15 protein-coding genes are annotated in these 17,657 nt (G+C 45.7%); 14 read left to right on the top strand and 1 reads right to left on the bottom strand.

What is annotated here, in order from left to right; translation table 11 throughout:
- Positions 1-48 precede the first annotated feature (48 nt).
- From T538_RS0113975 to T538_RS0113965, 3 genes are all read left to right on the top strand, one after another.
- A complete protein-coding gene (locus tag T538_RS0113975) occupies positions 49-1,236 on the top strand; it encodes a mechanosensitive ion channel family protein (protein ID WP_051656131.1) in 1,188 nt (395 codons plus the stop codon).
- Positions 1,237-1,246: 10 nt separating this feature from the next.
- Positions 1,247-1,903 carry an HAD family hydrolase gene (locus tag T538_RS0113970; protein WP_034539308.1) on the top strand — a complete coding sequence of 219 codons (657 nt, stop codon included), beginning with the start codon at positions 1,247-1,249 and terminating at the stop codon, positions 1,901-1,903.
- Positions 1,904-2,032: 129 nt separating this feature from the next.
- Positions 2,033-3,097: a DUF1848 domain-containing protein gene (locus tag T538_RS0113965; RefSeq protein ID WP_031534695.1), complete on the top strand. Its 1,065-nt coding sequence runs from the start codon at positions 2,033-2,035 to the stop codon at positions 3,095-3,097.
- A 136-nt stretch (positions 3,098-3,233) separates the two neighbouring features.
- On the opposite strand, the gene T538_RS17865 is transcribed toward T538_RS0113965, so the two are convergent.
- Positions 3,234-5,639: a leucine-rich repeat domain-containing protein gene (locus tag T538_RS17865; RefSeq protein WP_155993248.1), complete on the bottom strand. Its 2,406-nt coding sequence runs from the start codon at positions 5,637-5,639 to the stop codon at positions 3,234-3,236.
- 439 nt (positions 5,640-6,078) lie between these two features.
- Here T538_RS17865 and T538_RS0113955 point away from each other — a divergent pair, with 439 nt between their 5' ends.
- The 11 genes from T538_RS0113955 (at position 6,079) to T538_RS18230 (ending at position 17,622) form a co-directional block, all read left to right on the top strand.
- The gene (locus T538_RS0113955; RefSeq protein ID WP_031534693.1) at positions 6,079-7,422 is read left to right on the top strand and encodes an AAA family ATPase; all 1,344 of its coding nucleotides are present in this window, start codon (positions 6,079-6,081) and stop codon (positions 7,420-7,422) included.
- Positions 7,406-8,068: an RloB family protein gene (locus tag T538_RS0113950; RefSeq protein ID WP_031534692.1), complete on the top strand. Its 663-nt coding sequence runs from the start codon at positions 7,406-7,408 to the stop codon at positions 8,066-8,068. The genes T538_RS0113955 and T538_RS0113950 overlap by 17 nt, the downstream gene beginning before the upstream one ends.
- A gap of 101 nt (positions 8,069-8,169) precedes the next feature.
- Positions 8,170-9,087: a bacteriophage abortive infection AbiH family protein gene (locus T538_RS0113945; RefSeq protein WP_197025797.1), complete on the top strand. Its 918-nt coding sequence runs from the start codon at positions 8,170-8,172 to the stop codon at positions 9,085-9,087.
- Positions 9,088-9,089: 2 nt separating this feature from the next.
- A complete protein-coding gene (locus T538_RS0113940; protein WP_051656128.1) occupies positions 9,090-9,743 on the top strand; it encodes a hypothetical protein in 654 nt (217 codons plus the stop codon).
- A 376-nt stretch (positions 9,744-10,119) separates the two neighbouring features.
- Positions 10,120-10,665, top strand: coding sequence for a glutathione peroxidase (locus T538_RS0113935; protein WP_031534689.1), 546 nt, complete (start codon positions 10,120-10,122; stop codon positions 10,663-10,665).
- A 21-nt stretch (positions 10,666-10,686) separates the two neighbouring features.
- Complete coding sequence (locus T538_RS0113930; protein WP_031534688.1) at positions 10,687-11,142, top strand: MarR family winged helix-turn-helix transcriptional regulator; 456 nt, start codon at positions 10,687-10,689, stop codon at positions 11,140-11,142.
- Between the two features lie 146 nt (positions 11,143-11,288).
- Entirely contained in the window at positions 11,289-12,623 is a 1,335-nt protein-coding gene (gene hemN, locus T538_RS0113925) for an oxygen-independent coproporphyrinogen III oxidase (RefSeq protein ID WP_031534687.1), read from the top strand.
- Positions 12,620-14,011: a protoporphyrinogen oxidase gene (gene hemG, locus T538_RS0113920; protein ID WP_034539306.1), complete on the top strand. Its 1,392-nt coding sequence runs from the start codon at positions 12,620-12,622 to the stop codon at positions 14,009-14,011. Before hemN ends, hemG begins: the two co-directional genes overlap by 4 nt.
- Entirely contained in the window at positions 14,004-15,023 is a 1,020-nt protein-coding gene (gene hemE / locus T538_RS0113915; protein ID WP_031534684.1) for a uroporphyrinogen decarboxylase, read from the top strand. The genes hemG and hemE overlap by 8 nt, the downstream gene beginning before the upstream one ends.
- Positions 15,023-16,549: a glutamyl-tRNA reductase gene (gene hemA, locus T538_RS0113910; RefSeq protein WP_031534683.1), complete on the top strand. Its 1,527-nt coding sequence runs from the start codon at positions 15,023-15,025 to the stop codon at positions 16,547-16,549. Before hemE ends, hemA begins: the two co-directional genes overlap by 1 nt.
- Positions 16,546-17,622 (top strand): GNAT family N-acetyltransferase, encoded by a 1,077-nt coding sequence (locus T538_RS18230; protein WP_081835011.1) that lies wholly within the window; start codon positions 16,546-16,548, stop codon positions 17,620-17,622. Before hemA ends, T538_RS18230 begins: the two co-directional genes overlap by 4 nt.
- The last annotated feature ends 35 nt before the right edge of the window (positions 17,623-17,657 follow it).

Below are 17,657 nucleotides of genomic sequence, written 5' to 3'. Positions count from 1 at the left end.
CCTTGAAAAACGGTTGCCCTTTTTTAAACCCTAAAAATCAATTCTTATATGCGCGAAACAATAGCTAAATCGGCATACACATACACCAGCGAGCTGTTCAAGATGATGGGGCTCGACGGAGAGAACGCAAGCACAACGCAGCGCATCATCATGGTTGCCGTGATGTTTGCATTGGCATACATCACTCAGCTGATATTCAGAAAGATAATATCTCCTATCACTCTGAAAATCGTGGCTAAGACAAAGGCTAAGTGGGACGACTACATCTTTAGCGACAAGATGCAGCAGAGCGTAAGCCGCACAATGCCTTCGCTCGTAATCTACGCCATGCTGCCGCTCGTGCTCTACGGCGAGGATATCCTGCTGATATTCTGTATGAAGGCGAGCAAGATTTACATCGTCATCTCGCTTCTGAGCATCTTCTCAACCTTCCTCGACGGCGTGAAGGATGCCACCGAGGAGCACAACAAGTACAAAGACCGCTCCATGTCGAGCGTATTCCAGTTGTTCAAGCTCGTGGCTTACTTCATAGGCGCAATAATCATCGTGAGCATAATCATAAACCGCTCTCCGCTATCGCTCATAGCCGGACTGGGTGCTGCTGCAACAATCCTGATGCTGGTATTCAAGGATACAATCGTGGGATTCGTGTCGGGCATTCAGCTTACAGCCAACGACATGCTGCGCAAGGGCGACTGGATTCAGATGGACAAGAACGGCGCAAACGGTATTGTTCAGGATGTGAACATCACAACCGTTAAGGTGAAGAACTGGGACAACACCATTACAACAATCTCGCCTTTCACGCTGATGAACGACAGTTTCCGCAACTGGCGCGGAATGCAGAACAGCGCAGGCCGTCTGGCTACTCCTACCCTGACCATCGACATGAACAGCATGGCTCTGGTATCCGACGAGCAGAAGGCTGAATATCTGGCAAACAACCTCATAAGCGAGAGCGAGATGCAGAAGCCGATTGTAAATCTGACTGTATATCAGCGCGCCATGCTGAAATATCTGCAAAGCGACGAGCGCATAAACACGCAATACAACCACATGGTAAGGCAGATTCCATCGCCAACACAGGGCATGGGTCTGACAATACAACTCTATTTCTTCCTGAAGGACAAGAAATGGGAGAACTATGAGCGCAACAAGGACGAGATTCTGTCGTACGCAATAGTGGCCCTGAAGCACTACGGTCTGGAGATTTACCAATTGCAGAAACTCGCTTAAAATGACAGAGATGAAGACAAGACTCGTAATTTTCGATTTCGACGGCACTCTGTGCGACACGCGCCGCTGCATCGTCACAACCATGCAGCAAACCCAGAAAGCATGCCGTCTGCCCGTGGCAAGCGAGGATGTGTGCGCCTCAACCATCGGGCTGCCGCTGAAGAACTGCTTCATGCACATCTACCCCGACCTTTCGGATGCCGAGGCAACGAAATGCGCCGACACCTACCACGTGATATTCGAGGCAAACAAAGAGAGGCTTCAGCCAACGCTCTTTCCCAACGTGCGCGAGACGCTGAAATGGCTGAAGGACAACGGTATAGTCATATCGATAGCCTCATCGCGCTCGTCAAAGTCTATACGCGATTTTCTTTCGGGCTTGGGCATAATAGGCGACATAGCCTATATTCTTGGGGCTGAAGATGTTACAAAGCCGAAGCCCGATGCCGAACCGGTTCTGAAAACGCTCGGCGCGCTGCACTACTCTGCCGACGAGGCTCTTGTGGTTGGCGACATGCCGTTCGATATAATGATGGGCAGGAACGCCGGCACTCGCACCTGCGGAGTAACATACGGCAACGCATCCCGAAGGCAACTCGAAGACTCAGGCACAAATTTCGTTATCGATGATATGTGGAAACTGACTGAGATTATACAGAATAACTAAAGAATTGCGGGCGAATCAAGGATGATGATTCGTCCGCTGTTTTTTACTACTAAGAAAAAACCGCAGAATGTAATAGTTTTTATATCTTTGTAACTCAAAGATTCATTCCTCATAAAAAGGCAAGCAATTATGGCTCAGTGGAAAAAAGACAAGATACAGCGAGAAAATGGCGAAACGGTCGACGCACAGTTTCCGGTTATTGTTTCGGCAAGCCGAAGCACGGACATCCCGGCATTCTATGCCGACTGGTTCTTCCACCGTCTGAAGATTGGCTATTCGGCATGGCGAAACCCGTTTAATGGCGTGAACAGTTATGTGGCTTACAAGGATACCCGATTTATTGTGTTTTGGTCTAAGTACCCGAAACCGCTGTTGCAGCATCTCGATTATCTGAAAGAGCAAGATATAAACTGTTACATCCAGTACACTCTTAACGACTATGTTGCCGAGGGACTGGAGCGTGGCGTGCCGAGCGTTGAGGAACGTATCGAGACATTCAAGACGCTGGTAGAAAGACTTGGAAAAGGTCGCGTGGTGTGGCGTTTCGACCCTCTTATCCTTACCGACAAGATTTCTATCGACGACCTTTTGCGAAAAATCGAAAATATTGGCAATCAATTGGTTGGCTACACTGAAAAACTTGTATTCAGTTTTGCCGACATCATTACATACAAGAAAGTAAAATCGAACTTAGAAAAGAATAAAATAAACTATTCTGATTGGACAAGCGAACAGATGACCGAGTTTGCCAGACGATTGGTTGAACTAAACAAAACCAAAGGCTGGAACTACGTCTTGGCAACATGCGGCGAGGCTGCCAACCTCGATGGCATAGAGCATAACCATTGCGTTGACGACACGCTGATGATACGCTTTGCCTACAAGGACAAGAAACTGATGGATTTTCTGGGCGTAGAGATTCACAATATCGAGAATTCACTATTTGGAGCAGAGCCGATACCTGCCGATGCCATTATGCTGAACGCACACCAATATGCCATAAAAAAGAAGAACAATGCCGACAAAGGGCAGCGCATTGCCTGCGGCTGCATGGTTAGCAAGGACATTGGCGAATACAATACATGTCCGCACCTATGCGAATATTGCTATGCCAACACAAGCAAGGAAGCCGCCGTGCGCAACTGGAAAAACCATAAGGAAAATGCCTTATCTGAGAATATAACGGGGAAATAAGACAAAAGAGGTTGTTTGCAAGAGAACTCTAAACAAACAACCTCTTTTATTTTGAGTTTTACCTATTACAAGTAAATCTAACAAACTGCCAATTCTAAAATGGGATTGATTTCTAAGCAGATACAGAACCAAAAAACTAAGGTAAATCAGAGGAATCAGATTCCTCAATATCAACAGCTTTTTTAAGATAATAAAGTTTATCCCACAAGCTATTTGGTAGCATTTTTTTAAATTGTTCAACGCTATTCTCTGGAATGATTATTGATTTCAATGAACTGCAACCAGAAAATGCAGACCACCCTATACTTGTAACCGAAGAAGGGATAGTGACTGTTTCCAATGAACTACAGCACTCAAAAGCATGTCCTCCTATGCCCGTAACGGAAGAAGGAATAGATATTGATTTCAATGAATTACACCCCTCAAAAGCACTTTTTCCTATACTCGTAACGGAAGAAGGAATGGTGATGGATTCCAATGAACTACAACCCCAAAAAGCACAATCCCCTATGCTCGTAACGGAAGAAGGAATGATGATGGATTCCAACGAACTACAACCAGAAAAAGCACTTTTTCCTATGCTCGTAACGGAAGAAGGGATAGTGGCATGACTTTTTGTACCAAAATATGCCAACAATTTTGCATTCATAAAGTCTATCAACATATCATTTTCAACAACAAAAAAAGGATTGTCTATTATTTTTATTTCACGCAATAACTTACAACCAGAAAAAGCACGATCCCCTATGCTCGTAACGGAAGAAGGAAGCACGATGGACTCCAATGAACTACAAAACCTAAAAGCATTATTTCCTATACTCGTAACGGAAGAAGAAAGCACGATGGACTCCAACGAACTGCAATGCTCAAAAGCACATTCCCCTATGCTCGTAACGGAAGAAGGAAGCACGATGGACTCCAATGAACTACAAAACCTAAAAGCATTATTTCCTATACTCGTAACGGAAGAAGAAAGCACGATGGACTCCAACGAACTGCAATAATAAAATGCACTATCTCCAATGCTCGTAACGGAAGAAGGAATTACTATTGATTTCAACGAATCGCAATGCTCAAAAGCACATTCCCCTATGCTCGTAACAGATGAAGGAATGGTGATGGATTTCAATGAAATACAATACCCAAAAGCATTATTTCCTAAACTCGTAACAGAAGAAGGAATACTGATGGATTCCAATGAAAAACAAGCACAAAAAGCACGATCTCCTATGCTCGTAACGGAAGAAGGAATTACTATTGATTTCAACGAATCGCAATGCTCAAAAGCACATTCCCCTATACTCGTAACGGAAGAAGGGATTACTATTGATTTCAATGAACTACAAGCATAAAAAGCACGATCCCCTATGCTCGTAACGGAAGAAGGAATGGTGACATCATTTTTTGTACCAAAATACGCCAATAGTTCCATATTCTTCTGGTCTATTAACATATCACTATCAACCACAAACAAAGGATTGTCTACTATTTTTATTTCACGCAATAACTTACAACGAGAAAAAACTCTATATCCTATACTCGTAACGGAAGAAGGAATGGTTATTGATTCCAATGATTTTTTACACCTTTCAAAAGCAGAATCGCAAATAACCTTTGTCCCTTTCTTTATTTCATAGTTCCATAAATACCAATTTTCACATTTAAGCAATCTTTTACCATCTCTGCTATATACAACTCCATATTCATCGGTTATGCCATTTTGTATTTCCTCATCCGTTACTTTAGTAGACAATTCTTCCTCCAACTCGCCAACAGAGAGAATAACAGTCTGGCAAGTCCAGTTTTTATCGGGATTAAGTTCGCCTTTTTCCAAAATCTTTGAGAATGATACGTTTCCGCCAATAAGGTTGGCAAACTTATTCATTCTTTGGTCTTTGTCGCTATAGCCGAAATACGGGTCAACACATACGAACTGGTTATAACCAACCAATTTGCTCTTTATCAACTCCGAGAACTTCTGCAAATCGAAATCCAAATCCAGCACATTAGACAGAATGTGCAAGGTTGGAGTATCCTCGCTGGTAGAAATATCGTTGCCGTCAAGTTCGTCGAATTTCTTGTTAATTGTTGTAATCTCAGCATCAGGGAAGAACACAGACGCATGTAGCGCAGCACGCTTCAAACAGATTTCAGACGGTTCTATAAGAGTTATACTCTTGATTTTCTGTTTATTGCCGCATGCTTTCAGATAATCGGCATAACACATTGTACCAATGGCTTGTCCGCAACCATAGTCGATGATGTTTATTTCTGACTGCTCCATAAATCCATCGGGGATTTTACTGAAAGCATAATTCAGCTTTGCTTGGTGCATTTTCCCGAACGAGAACAAATAAACAAGCATTGACGGCTCAGAATCGAGGAGGTCTGTTCCACGGTTAAGACTGTCGTAGAGTTCGTCTCTCAACTCACTTGGCAATTCGTTGATAAAAGTATTGGCAGAAGCACGAATTCTGTCGAACGTCGGATTTTCAAGATATTTTAGTTTATAAGCGTACGTTGTTGTCTGTTCCTTCAGCATAATAACAAGATTTTCGGCAAATTTAACATTTTTTTTTACATCGAACGCAAGCACAAATGGCAAAGATTATGCGAGTTCGGTATTAAAAACAATACATCTACTACCTTTGCGACGTATAACCCATTGATACACGAATTCGGGATAAATTATTCATTTTTACCTATGCAATGCAAAGTTTGTTGTTTCTGTAAGACATCACAGAGCTTATTATCTGTGCATTATCCTCATTACAGACGCTGAAGGCGTCTCCGCTTAGTAACCCGACCTGCGGGATAAAACGCCATCAACGACAATTACCCGCAGTTCAAATGTAACTGACAAAAAACTACCAAAAGAATAAATGATGTCGCATTTGTAAATATTTAATGTGAGAATTTGACAGAAGCAGAACATATTTATTATATTTGCAACTGAAATATTACGAAATACAGACATCATCATGTTAGTATCAGCCAAATTCGAAAATATATACTCGTTCAACGAGGAGACGCGCATCTTGTTTACAGCCAGCAAGAGTGACCAATTGCCGTTACAAGTATCACGTGCGGAGAAACGGGATGATATATCCGTGCTACGCATGGGCTTGATTTATGGTGCCAATGCTTCGGGTAAGTCAAACATCATAAAGTGCTTGGCTATCATCAAGGACTTTGCACTTGATGGTTGGAGTAATCGTAAGTACAATTACTTCAAGATGACAGACACTCCACAAGAACGTTCGAGCATTGAATTGGAGTTCAAGGTGGACGGCCAATTCTTTGCGTACGGCATCGCTTTCTCGAAGGGCGGCTTGTTGGAAGAATGGCTGTATAAGACTGGCAGTCGTACTGATGCTTTGATATTCGAGCGCAAGCGTAATGGTGACGTTTGGGAGAATACCATTGCACCACAGTTTATGAAGGGCGAAGACGGACAGTTCTTGAAGTTCTTGATTGATGGCACACCAACGAAAGGCACTTTCCTGAGTGAGTATATCAAGCGTAACGGAAAGGGAATCGATGCCATCAAGTCGGCGCGAAAGTGGTTTGAGAATTTGAATATCATCTTCCCCGATACGCATAGGACGGATTTTCCGTTCCGAGTAGTGAATGACTCCCAGTTCAAGAACGTGATGCGTGATTTGCTCAGCTACTTTGGCACAGGCATATCCGACCTTCGTCGCATTGAGTCGAAATCCGAAGAGTTGGGCATTCCCGATGAAATCCGACAGAAGATTGAGGAAAGCCTTGACGGCAAAGATGAAAAGACTGGTGTAGTGATTCACAATGAGAGCCGCTTCATCTTTGCTGAGAAAGACGAGTCGAAGAACCTAAAGTGGTACGAGTTGAAAACTATCCACAAGACAGAAGGTAACAACTCAGACTATATATTTGAAATGTTTGAGGAGTCTGACGGAACGTCTCGTTTGTTCGATTTCATTCCTATGCTCATTGATATGCGTGCCAATGATGCCGTCTATTTGATTGACGAGGTCGATAGGAGTCTGCATCCGATGCTGACATTGAAACTGTTGGAGATGTATAACAGCCTGCTCAGAAGCGACTCGCAAATGCAGTTGATATGCACCACACACGAGTCCAATCTGCTTTCCTCTGCACCTATCCGTCAGGATGAAGTATGGTTTGTAGAGAAAGACAAGAAGGGTGAAAGCCATTTGTCTTCACTTTGCGAGTACAAGCCGAGGGAAAATGTGCAGAAGGGTTATCTGAATGGCCGATACGGAGCGATTCCATTCTTTGGTGAACTGAATAATATTCATTGGGACGATGCGAAGCAGGAATAGTTTGATGCGAGAGCGTCAAGAGGCATTCCGTGACGCTCGTCTAATAGTCATAGCCTCTGAGGGCAAGGACACGGAACGGATATATTTCAAGGCATTGGCCAAAGAATATACCAATCCCCGTGTGCATGTGCATATCTTGGAACGAAGTGAAGCCGAGCAAAACAACTCCAGTCCAGAACACGTGTTGAAGCAACTGAACGACTACAAAGAACAGTATGCATTGGAAGCGGACGATGAACTTTGGCTTGTCGTTGATAAAGACCGCTGGACAGAGGCTATGCTGTCTCGTGTTGCTACGGAATGTGCACAGGATGACTATATGCACATGGCATTGAGTAATCCGTGTATCGAACTCTGGTTGCTATTACATCTGGTGGATGTTACATTGCTGACACCTGAAGAACAGCAGCAATGGCTGGAAAACCGTCGAAATTCGAGGAGGACAGACCCATATCTAAAGATACGATTGCGTCAAGAAATGGGTTCTTACCATGAAGCTGCATACGATGCTCAAATGCTGATAGCTCATGTCGAGAAGGCAATTGCACGAGCAAAGGTATTGGACAAGAATCCTGCTGACCGTTGGCCGCAGACACTCGGTACACGAGTGTATCTGTTGGCTGAAAGTGTGATGAATAGGAAGTAATCTATTGTTTAGCAACAAAAGATTACAGAGCCATAAGAGACGATTAAAACATAATGACAATATATGCGACCATAAATATTACCAACAAAAACAATATAAGTATGAAACATCTTTATATTATTGGCAATGGTTTTGACCGCCATCATGGGATGAAAACAAGCTATACTCAGTTTAGAGATTGGCTTGAAGAAAAGGAACCATCCATCCTCTATACAATTGATGATCTATTCGGTTACTGTGATGATGACTGGTGGCGAAATTTTGAAAGTAGCCTTGCCACTGCTGTTACATCAGAGATAGTACAAAACGAGGTTCAAGAGAATTATCCAGATTTTGGAAGTGATGATTTTCGTGATAGAGATTGGTATGCTGCAGAATATGCAGTTGAAAACAGACTATCTGAAGCATACGGTGAAATTCGAGAAGCCTTTCATCAATGGGTAGATGAGTTGGAAATGGGCGACGAGAGCAAAAAAATAGAGTTAATAAACGATGATGTTGCATTCCTCACATTCAATTATACCTCAACGTTAGAAGATCTTTACAACATAGATGAAAAGAAAATTCTTCATATTCACGGAAAGGCAGGAACAGACGACGAATTAGTATTAGGTCATGGCGTATCAGAAGATGTAATTGAAGAAATGCTTGAAGAATACTACCCCGTTGATGAAGAAGGGGATGATTACGTTACCCAAAGAGCCAAAGGTGCGGCAATTAGTGGTGTATATAGTCAACGCAAGAAAGTTGATGAGATAATAAAGAAACATGAAGAGTGGTTTGTTTCACTCAAAGACGTTACGTTTTTGTATTTCTATGGGCACTCATTTGGAGAAGTCGACCTTCCTTATTTTAGGAAGATACTCTCGATAGTAGATAAAAAAAATGTTCGAATTGAAGTGAATGACTTTAATGGTGAGAACAAAGACTCAATAGATGCGTTTATGCGAAATGAAGGTATTGCTGCTGAACAATACTCTATTATCAACCTTAACGACAAACTACTTAATAAGGCTTGAATATGAAAACATTGAATTCGAACAAGGCGAACCTGTTGCTACTTTTCACTAGAGATCCTTTTGTAAAACTTGTAAACAAGGAGTTAGAGTACTATTGCTCAGACGATAATGCATTGATAGGCTTTGTTTCTCTTGACAAAGAAGACGATACATTTCATGCGATGCTTTTCGATAGAGATTCGAGGAACAAGTATTGTTTAGTATCAATGAAATTGGATTATTGTTCAATAGAAGAAGCAAGATTAGGGCTTGAAAAACTAATGGATACATATACGAAAAACGAGGAAGCCTTAAGAAGGGAACAACCTGCGAACGATTTTTTCACACCTATTACTAAGTCTGAGCAACGACATCCGTTCTTTGAATTACTCTTGGATAAGAACGGATTCTTTTGTGCTGCTAAATCTGTCATTGAGGAATTGTCCTACCACTTTGAAGATAGGGATGGAAATTTTGTCAATCAGTTTCAATCTAAAAATGGCTTTGATGCTCGAATATGGGAATTGTATCTATGGTGTTATTTTAGAGAGGAAAACTTCCATTTCAATTATGATTATGATGCACCAGACTTCATAATTGAGAAAATGGGGTTTGAGGTAGCAATAGAAGCAGTTCATGTAAATCGAAAACAAAGTTTTGCAGACCCAGTTGTCTAAGTTTCTCCCCGAATTGCCATTTATGAATTTTGAATTATGAATTACCTATCATACCCGTACCTTCCCCCTTGCTATCCCCTTGCTATCCCCTTGCTACCCCCTTACTACCGGCTTGCTTCAAAGCCTCTGCCCATCATCTTCCTTCTATCTTCCCTCTTCCTTCCCTCTATCTTCCCTCTTCCGTCCCTCTTTCTACCTTCTTCCTACCTTCTTCCTACCTTCTTCCTACCCACTATTTTATATATACCAAAAGACAAATATGCCTACTTTTTCTGCATATTCGTATCATGGCTCTGTAAAAAAACAAATAAATCGTTTGCGATATAAGATATTTTTCGTAGTTTTGCATCGTAAACGATAGAATATATGTAAGATTATGAAGAAAATTTATGATTTCAAGGCACTGACAAGCAAGGGTAAAGAGCTTGACTTTGCACAGTTCGAAGGTAAGGTTCTGCTAATTGTAAACACAGCAAGCAAGTGCGGATTCACTCCGCAGTTTGCAGGACTTGAGGCACTTAACCAAAAGTACAAGGACAAGGGGCTGGTAGTTATCGGCTTCCCATGCAACCAGTTCAAGGAACAAGACCCGGGCACAGACAGCCAGATTGAGGAGTTCTGCCAAATAAACTATGGCGTAAGCTTCCAGATTATGAAGAAGATTGACGTGAACGGCTCTTCTGCCGACCCAATCTTTGAGTATCTGAAAGAACAAGCTCCTACCGAAGCATACAACGGTCTGAAGGCTAAGGCAGCAAAGGCTCTCTTCAAGACCATAAGCAACAGCGTGGAAAAGGACAGCGATATTAAGTGGAATTTCACTAAATTCCTAATCTCGAAAGATGGCAACACCATCAAGCGCTACTCTCCTACCACAGAGCCGGAGAAAATGGAGAACGACATCGAGACGATGCTTGCATAATCCGTAAAAACAAATTAAGATATGCCACACAATGAACTAAAACTCGAAAATCAGCTCTGCTTCAGACTGTACACGGCATCGCGCCTGATAATTCAGGCATACACGCCGCTACTGAGCAAGCTGGGCATAACCTATCCGCAATACTTGGTAATGATGGTGTTGTGGGAGAAAGAAACGCAGTTCGTAAACGAGATTGCAATGAAACTGCAGCTCGAGACAAACACCATCACACCACTTTTGCAACGAATGGAGAAGATGGGACTGATTGAGCGCAAGCGAAGCGTCATTGACCGCCGACAGACGAACGTGACGCTTACGCAGAAGGGCAAGGACTTGGAAGAAAAGGCATTCGGCATCGTTCCGTCGGGAATGATGGAACAACTTAACACCTGTCCGCTAAAGTTTGACGATTACGTTAATCTTGCCGCCGAATTGGACTCAATCATCGACACACTGAAGAATAAAGTCAACGAATAGGCATCTCGCGACCTAAATTTTTGTTTCAAACCCAGAAATATCCCTATTTATGAGGAGATAATATAACATTTTATCCTTATAATTAGGGATTGTTTCGTATAATAATACATGGTAATTTTGCAGTCGAAAAGAGGTTAGAAAAAAAGATGCGACAAGATATAATCAACAAATACAACATTCCAGTACCGCGATATACAAGCTATCCGCCGGCAAACTATTTCGGCTCTTTGGGACAGGCTGAGTATATCGATGCAGTAAGACTCTCGAACAAAGACGAAAACCGCAACCTGTCGTTCTATCTGCACATGCCGTTCTGCAAGCATATGTGCCACTACTGCGCGTGCAACTCGTATGCCATGGGCAACGGAGCGAAGGTTGAAAAATATATCGACGCACTTCACAAGGAAATAGACCTTCTGTTGCCGTATATCGACAAAGACCGTCGCATCTCGCAGATTCACTACGGCGGCGGAAGTCCGACGGCAATGCCTGCAAAGGCGATAAAGGAACTTAACGAACACCTTACAAGCACGTTCGGCACAATAGAGAAGCCCGAAATTGCCATAGAATGTCACCCCGGATACTTGACGCTTAACGACTGGAGCAATTTGGTTGATGCAGGATTCACACGGTTCAGCATCGGCGTGCAAGACTTTGACGAAAAGGTTCTGAAGACGGTGAACCGCCGTCCGTCGCTCGAACCGATGGAAGAGATATTCGCTTTGCTGCGCGATGCCAAGGCCAACATCAACCTTGATTTTCTGTACGGACTGCCCTACCAGACAGTCGAAAGTTTCGGACAAACAATAGAGCGCGCCATTGCCCTCCAACCCGACAGATTGGTGACATTCAGTTATGCTCATGTGCCATGGCTAAAGAAGCAGCAACTCATTCTGGAGAAGCACGGTCTGCCATCGGTTCAGACAAAAGAGACGATGTTCGAGACATCGGCACAACTTCTGCAAAAAGCCGGATATGTGAGAGTGGGAATGGACCATTTCGTACAGCCGCACGACGAACTGTACACCGCGCTGAACAAAGGTCAGCTGCACCGCAACTTTCAGGGCTACTGCACGCTGCGCACCACGGCTCAGGTGTATGCCTTCGGAGTTACAGGCATCAGTCAGCTTGCCATGGCATACGCACAGAATACAAAAGACATTGACGAATACATCCAGAGCATTTCCGACGGCATTCTGCCAATAAAGAAGGGCTACATTCTGACACCGCAACAGCAGTTGATACGCACGGCTATAGATAACCTGATGTGCAACTATGCCGTAACTCTCAGCCCCGAACAGAAAGAGGCGGTGAACTTCGACACAGAACGCCTTGCGGAGATGCAGAACGACGGGATAATAAACATAAAAGAAAACACGATAAAGATGACGGAGGCGAGTTCGCCGCTCGTGCGCAACGTGGCGGCGCTGCTCGACCCTCTGATGCAGAACACAGACAAAACATTCTCAAAACCAATATAAAAGACATGACAACCGACATAGTAGTAATCGGAGCAGGACTAACAGGACTAACGACAGCCTACACCCTTGCGCGCAAAGGCCGCGAGGTGACGGTGCTTGAGCGCATGGACAAGGCTGGCGGACAGATTCAGACACACGCTGAAAACGGATTCGTATTTGAGAGCGGACCGAACACCGGCGTTGTATCGGTGCCCGAAGTGGCAGAACTGATGCGCGACCTTCAGGAGACATCGGGCAGCAAATGCCAGTTGGAGATAGCCCCGGCATCGTCTAAACGCCGTCTGATATGGAAAGGATCTAAATTCCGCGCCCTTCCGTCGGGACTGTTCAGCGCAATTACTACACCACTCTTCACCACCGCCGACAAGCTAAGAATCCTTGGCGAGCCGTGGCGAAAGAAGGGCACAAATCCCGACGAGTCGGTTGGCTCGCTGGCAAGACGAAGACTCGGCAAATCGTTCGTAAACTATGCCGTAGACCCATTTCTCTCGGGTGTCTACGCCGGCAACCCCGATGCGCTCGTAACGCGCTTTGCCCTTCCGAAACTATATAATCTTGAGCATAACTACGGCAGTTTTGTACGCGGAGCAATAGCAAAGGCGCGCGAGCCTAAGACCGACCGCGACAAACTGGCAACAAAGAAAGTATTCTCTGCCGTGGGCGGTCTGGGAAAGATTACCGAAGCCATGGCAAACTATCTCGGCAACCGTATCCTGCTCGGACTGAAGGACATAAAAGTGATGCCCGAGGGCGACGGCTGGCACATCTCATTTAGCGATGCCGACGGAAATAAGCAGCAGATAACCTGCAACAAGGTCGTTACAACCTGCGGAGCATACTCTCTGCCCGAACTTCTGCCATTCGTCGATGACGAGACAATGAGCAAACTAAACAACCTCAACTACTCGCCTATCGTCGAGGTGAGCGTGGGCGTGAAAGACACCAAGGGAAAGAAGTTCCAGGCTTTCGGCGGACTCGTTCCATCGCGCGAGAACAAGAAGGTTCTCGGAATCCTGTTCCCGTCGGCTTGCTTCAAAGGCAGAGCACCCGAAGGCGGCGCGCTGTTCAGCTACTTTATCGGCGGAATGAAGCACGCCGAGATGCTCGACTATTCGGACGAGCAAATAACCGCTCTCGTCGAGGAGTATTTCCACACAATGCTGAAATTCCCGTCATCGGCAAAACCCGATTTCATCAGGATTTTCAGACATAAGAGAGCCATTCCGCAGTACGAGATAACATCGGGCGAACGGTTCGAGGCTATAGAAAAGGTTCAGAACCAATACAAAGGTCTGACGATTGCCGGAAACCTGCGCGACGGAATAGGCATGGCGCATCGAATAAAACAGGCAACCGACGTGGCAAACAAAATTCTATCAGATGACTAACATTTTTATCGATACCCTGAACGGAAAGGCGTGCAGCCGTCCGCCCGTGTGGCTCATGAGGCAGGCAGGACGAGTTCTGCCAAGTTACATGCAGATGCGCGCGGAGCACTCCTTCTACGAACTGATGTCTACGCCCGAATTGGCAGCCAAGGTAACATTTCTGCCCGTTGCCGACCTCGGAGTAGACGCAGCCATCTTGTTCAGCGACATTCTTACGATACCTGTGGCAATGGGCATGAACATAGACTGGACAGAGAAAGGTCCGGTGTTCTCATCGCCCCTGTACACATCCGACAAGCCATCGCAGTTGCTTGATGTTAAGCCAGATAAACTAAACTTCGTCTACCGCGCCATCGACATCTTCAAGGAGCAGCACCCCGACACACCGCTCATCGGCTTCTGCGGAGCACCGCTCACAACCATGTGCTACATGCTTCAGGGCGCAAGCACTCAGGCTTCATTTCCAAGAGTGAAGCACTTCTTCTATGCCAACCGCGAGGAGATGATGAGGCTTACGGATGCCGTGACATCGCTCACAATAGAATATGCCAAGAGGCAGGTTGAGCACGGAGTGGATGCCTTTCAGATTTTCGAGAGTCATGCCGGACTTCTGCCTGCCGATATTTATGTAGAATATTTCCTACCTGCAGTTTCACGAATAAGTATGGCGGTCAGAGAAATGGGCATTCCCGTAATCTTCTTCCCGAAAGGACTCGGCATAGGGCTTAAAAGCATAACGCCAGACATCTGCAACTTTGTAAGCATAGACTGGCAGATGCCGCTCGACGAGGCGCGACGGATTGTTCATCCCGAGGTGGGACTGCAGGGCAACATCGACCCTCACCTGCTGCTCGCACCGAAAAACGATATCGCGGCGACTATGGAGAGGTACAAGCCTTTCTTTGCAGAGCACCGAAACTGGATTATAAACCTTGGACACGGCGTATTGGCAGAAACGCCTTTCGAGAACGCTAAATTCCTGACAAACTGGATAAAAGAAACAAACTGGTAATGATACAATACGAGTCAATCAGCCACCACAACACAACGCTTGGCGAGCGCGAAGACTATTTCAAAAAGATTAACAAGGATGACAAGGGAGCATCGGTCTTTCTACAGACCTGCAACCGAATAGAACTGTACTACGGCAACGGCGACATTCCCGAGGATGTGGCACGACACTTGTTCCGCGTTGTGTGCGGACTCGAATCTGCCATCGTGGGCGAAAGAGCCGTTCAGGGACAGGTGAAGGAGGCTTATCTCACGGCGCGCAAGGAGCAGAAACTCCCTGCCGGAATGCACAAGCTGTTTGAGTGCGCCCTCCAGATTGGCAAGCGCGTGCGAACAGAAACTCAGATTTCGCACGGAGCGGTGAGCCACAGCCTCGCCACAATCGAGATTATAGAACAGCAGAACATCGACTTCCGCAACGCACAGATAACAATAATCGGCGTAAACAAACTGACCGAGGATATCATCAAGTTCCTGAAAAACAAGGGAGCACAGCATATTTTGCTTGCAAACCGAACGCTGCAAAAGGCGGCTGACATCGCCCAGCAGTACGACATAAAGGCGTGCTCGCTGTGCAATAAGCAGGAATTTCTGAAATTTACCGACATTCTGATTTGCGCTACTTCGGCTCCCGACGTGGTTGTAAGAAAGGAAGAGATGCCAGCTGACCGCGACATTGTGGCGTTCGACCTCGCCTTTCCGCGCGACATCGACCCTCGCATCGGTCAGATGAGCAACGTAACGCTCTACAACCTTCACAACGTTGAACGAAAGGTGCAGAGCAACATCTCGGTAAGAGAAGACGAGGTTAAGAAGGCTGAACAACTTATCGAAGAGGAAATAGATGAACTTCAGGAGATTATGGAACGCCGAAAGCAACATTGCAAGACGGTAAAGGTGATTGCGCGCGACAGCCGTCTGTCGCAGATTCAGGTTGAGGAGATAAAGAAGCGTTTCCCTGAAATTCAGTTCGAGACGGTTCTGTGCAAATCGTTCGGCGACAAGCACAAGAAGATTTCGCTTCTGAACGGCGAGGCTCCCGACGACATCTTCACACGCGAACTCGACGAGGCTCTGCTCAACGGCGAAGCCGACATCGCCATCCATTCGGCAAAGGACCTTCCGCAGCAACAGCCTGAAGGATTGGAGGTTATAGCCTTGTACGAAGCTACCGACAAGACCGACTCGCTGGTGAGCCGCGACCACACGCCGCTGCTCAGTCTGCCTGCCGGAAGCACCGTGGGCACAAGTTCGCCGCTGCGCAAGGCAGAGCTTCAGAAGCTGCGCCCCGACTTGAAAATCGTAGGCATTCGCGGCTGCATAGAGGAGCGCGTGGCTCAGGTTCGGAGCGGTAAGATTGATTCTGCCATTGTTGCCACCTGCGCCCTGAAAAGACTCGGTATGGAAGATGAAATAACCGAGATTCTGCCGTTCGAGACACACCCTATGCAAGGACGGCTCGCCATCACCGCCCGAAAAGGCAACGATGCGCTAAAAAAGATGTTTGCAAAAGACAACATTCTATGACAACGCTGTTTACAGGCCTCACGCCGCCCAACGATGAGTACATTCACACTCCGCTCATCGAGATTGTTCCGCCAGCCGATGGCGAGGCTCTGCGGTGCGCTATGGCCGATGCAGCTAAGTTCGACTATATTCTGTTTACGAGCAGATATGCCGTAAAATACTGGTTCGAAGCAGACTACGAGCCGCACATTCCCGACGGAGTGAAGGTTGTGGCGATTGGCAGCACAACGGCGACCGCCCTGAGGAAACACGGCATCGACGAGATAATTCAGCCAGATGTCGACGATTCTTACGGCGTAATCCGTCTGTTCGAGCAACTTGGCGGTGGCAGAAAAGTTCTGATTCCGCGTTCAAACATCGCGCTGCCCATCATACCCGAAGGTCTGCGGAATCTGGGCTACGAGGTTTCGACGGTCATCGCCTACATAAACCAGATGCCGAAAAATGTCAGGAAAATAGACCTCACAACCATCGACCGCATCGTTTTCACATCGCCCAGCACGATTGACAACTTCGTCAAGATATACGGCTATCTTCCACAAAATAAGGAACTTGTGACGCGCGGTGCAATAACACAGAAAAGATTGGAAGAACTTATGACTTGCAGAATCAGAAAAATAAAAGACAACGAAATCCCGCTTCTCGACGATTTTCTCTACGAAGCGATTTTTATACCCGAAGGCATTGAACCGCCATCCAGAGACATCATCAAAAAGCCTGATTTACAAGTATATGTAGAAGACTTCGGCAAACACAAAGGCGACTTCTGTCTGGTTGCCGAAACGGACGGGAAGATTGTCGGCGCAGTTTGGGTTCGCATAATGAACGACTACGGACACATTGACAACCAAACGCCGTCGCTCGCCATCGCGCTCTATCCGCAATATCGCAAGCAAGGCATCGGCACGCGCCTTATGCAGCAGATGTTCCAACTACTTAAAGACGAGGGCTATACGCAGGTATCGCTATCCGTTCAGAAAACAAATTACGCCTACAGAATGTACAAGCAACTTGGCTTCGAGGTCATTACAGAAAACGACGAGGAGTATCTGATGGTGTGCAAGGTGGACTAAGATGATAAAAAAGTATTTGCCACATCGCCTATTAT

Origin of the sequence: Bacteroides sp. Ga6A2, assembly GCF_000702225.1 — a bacterium.
Lineage (GTDB): Bacteria > Bacteroidota > Bacteroidia > Bacteroidales > Bacteroidaceae > Ga6A1.
This window is presented reverse-complemented; position numbering and strand designations above follow the sequence as displayed.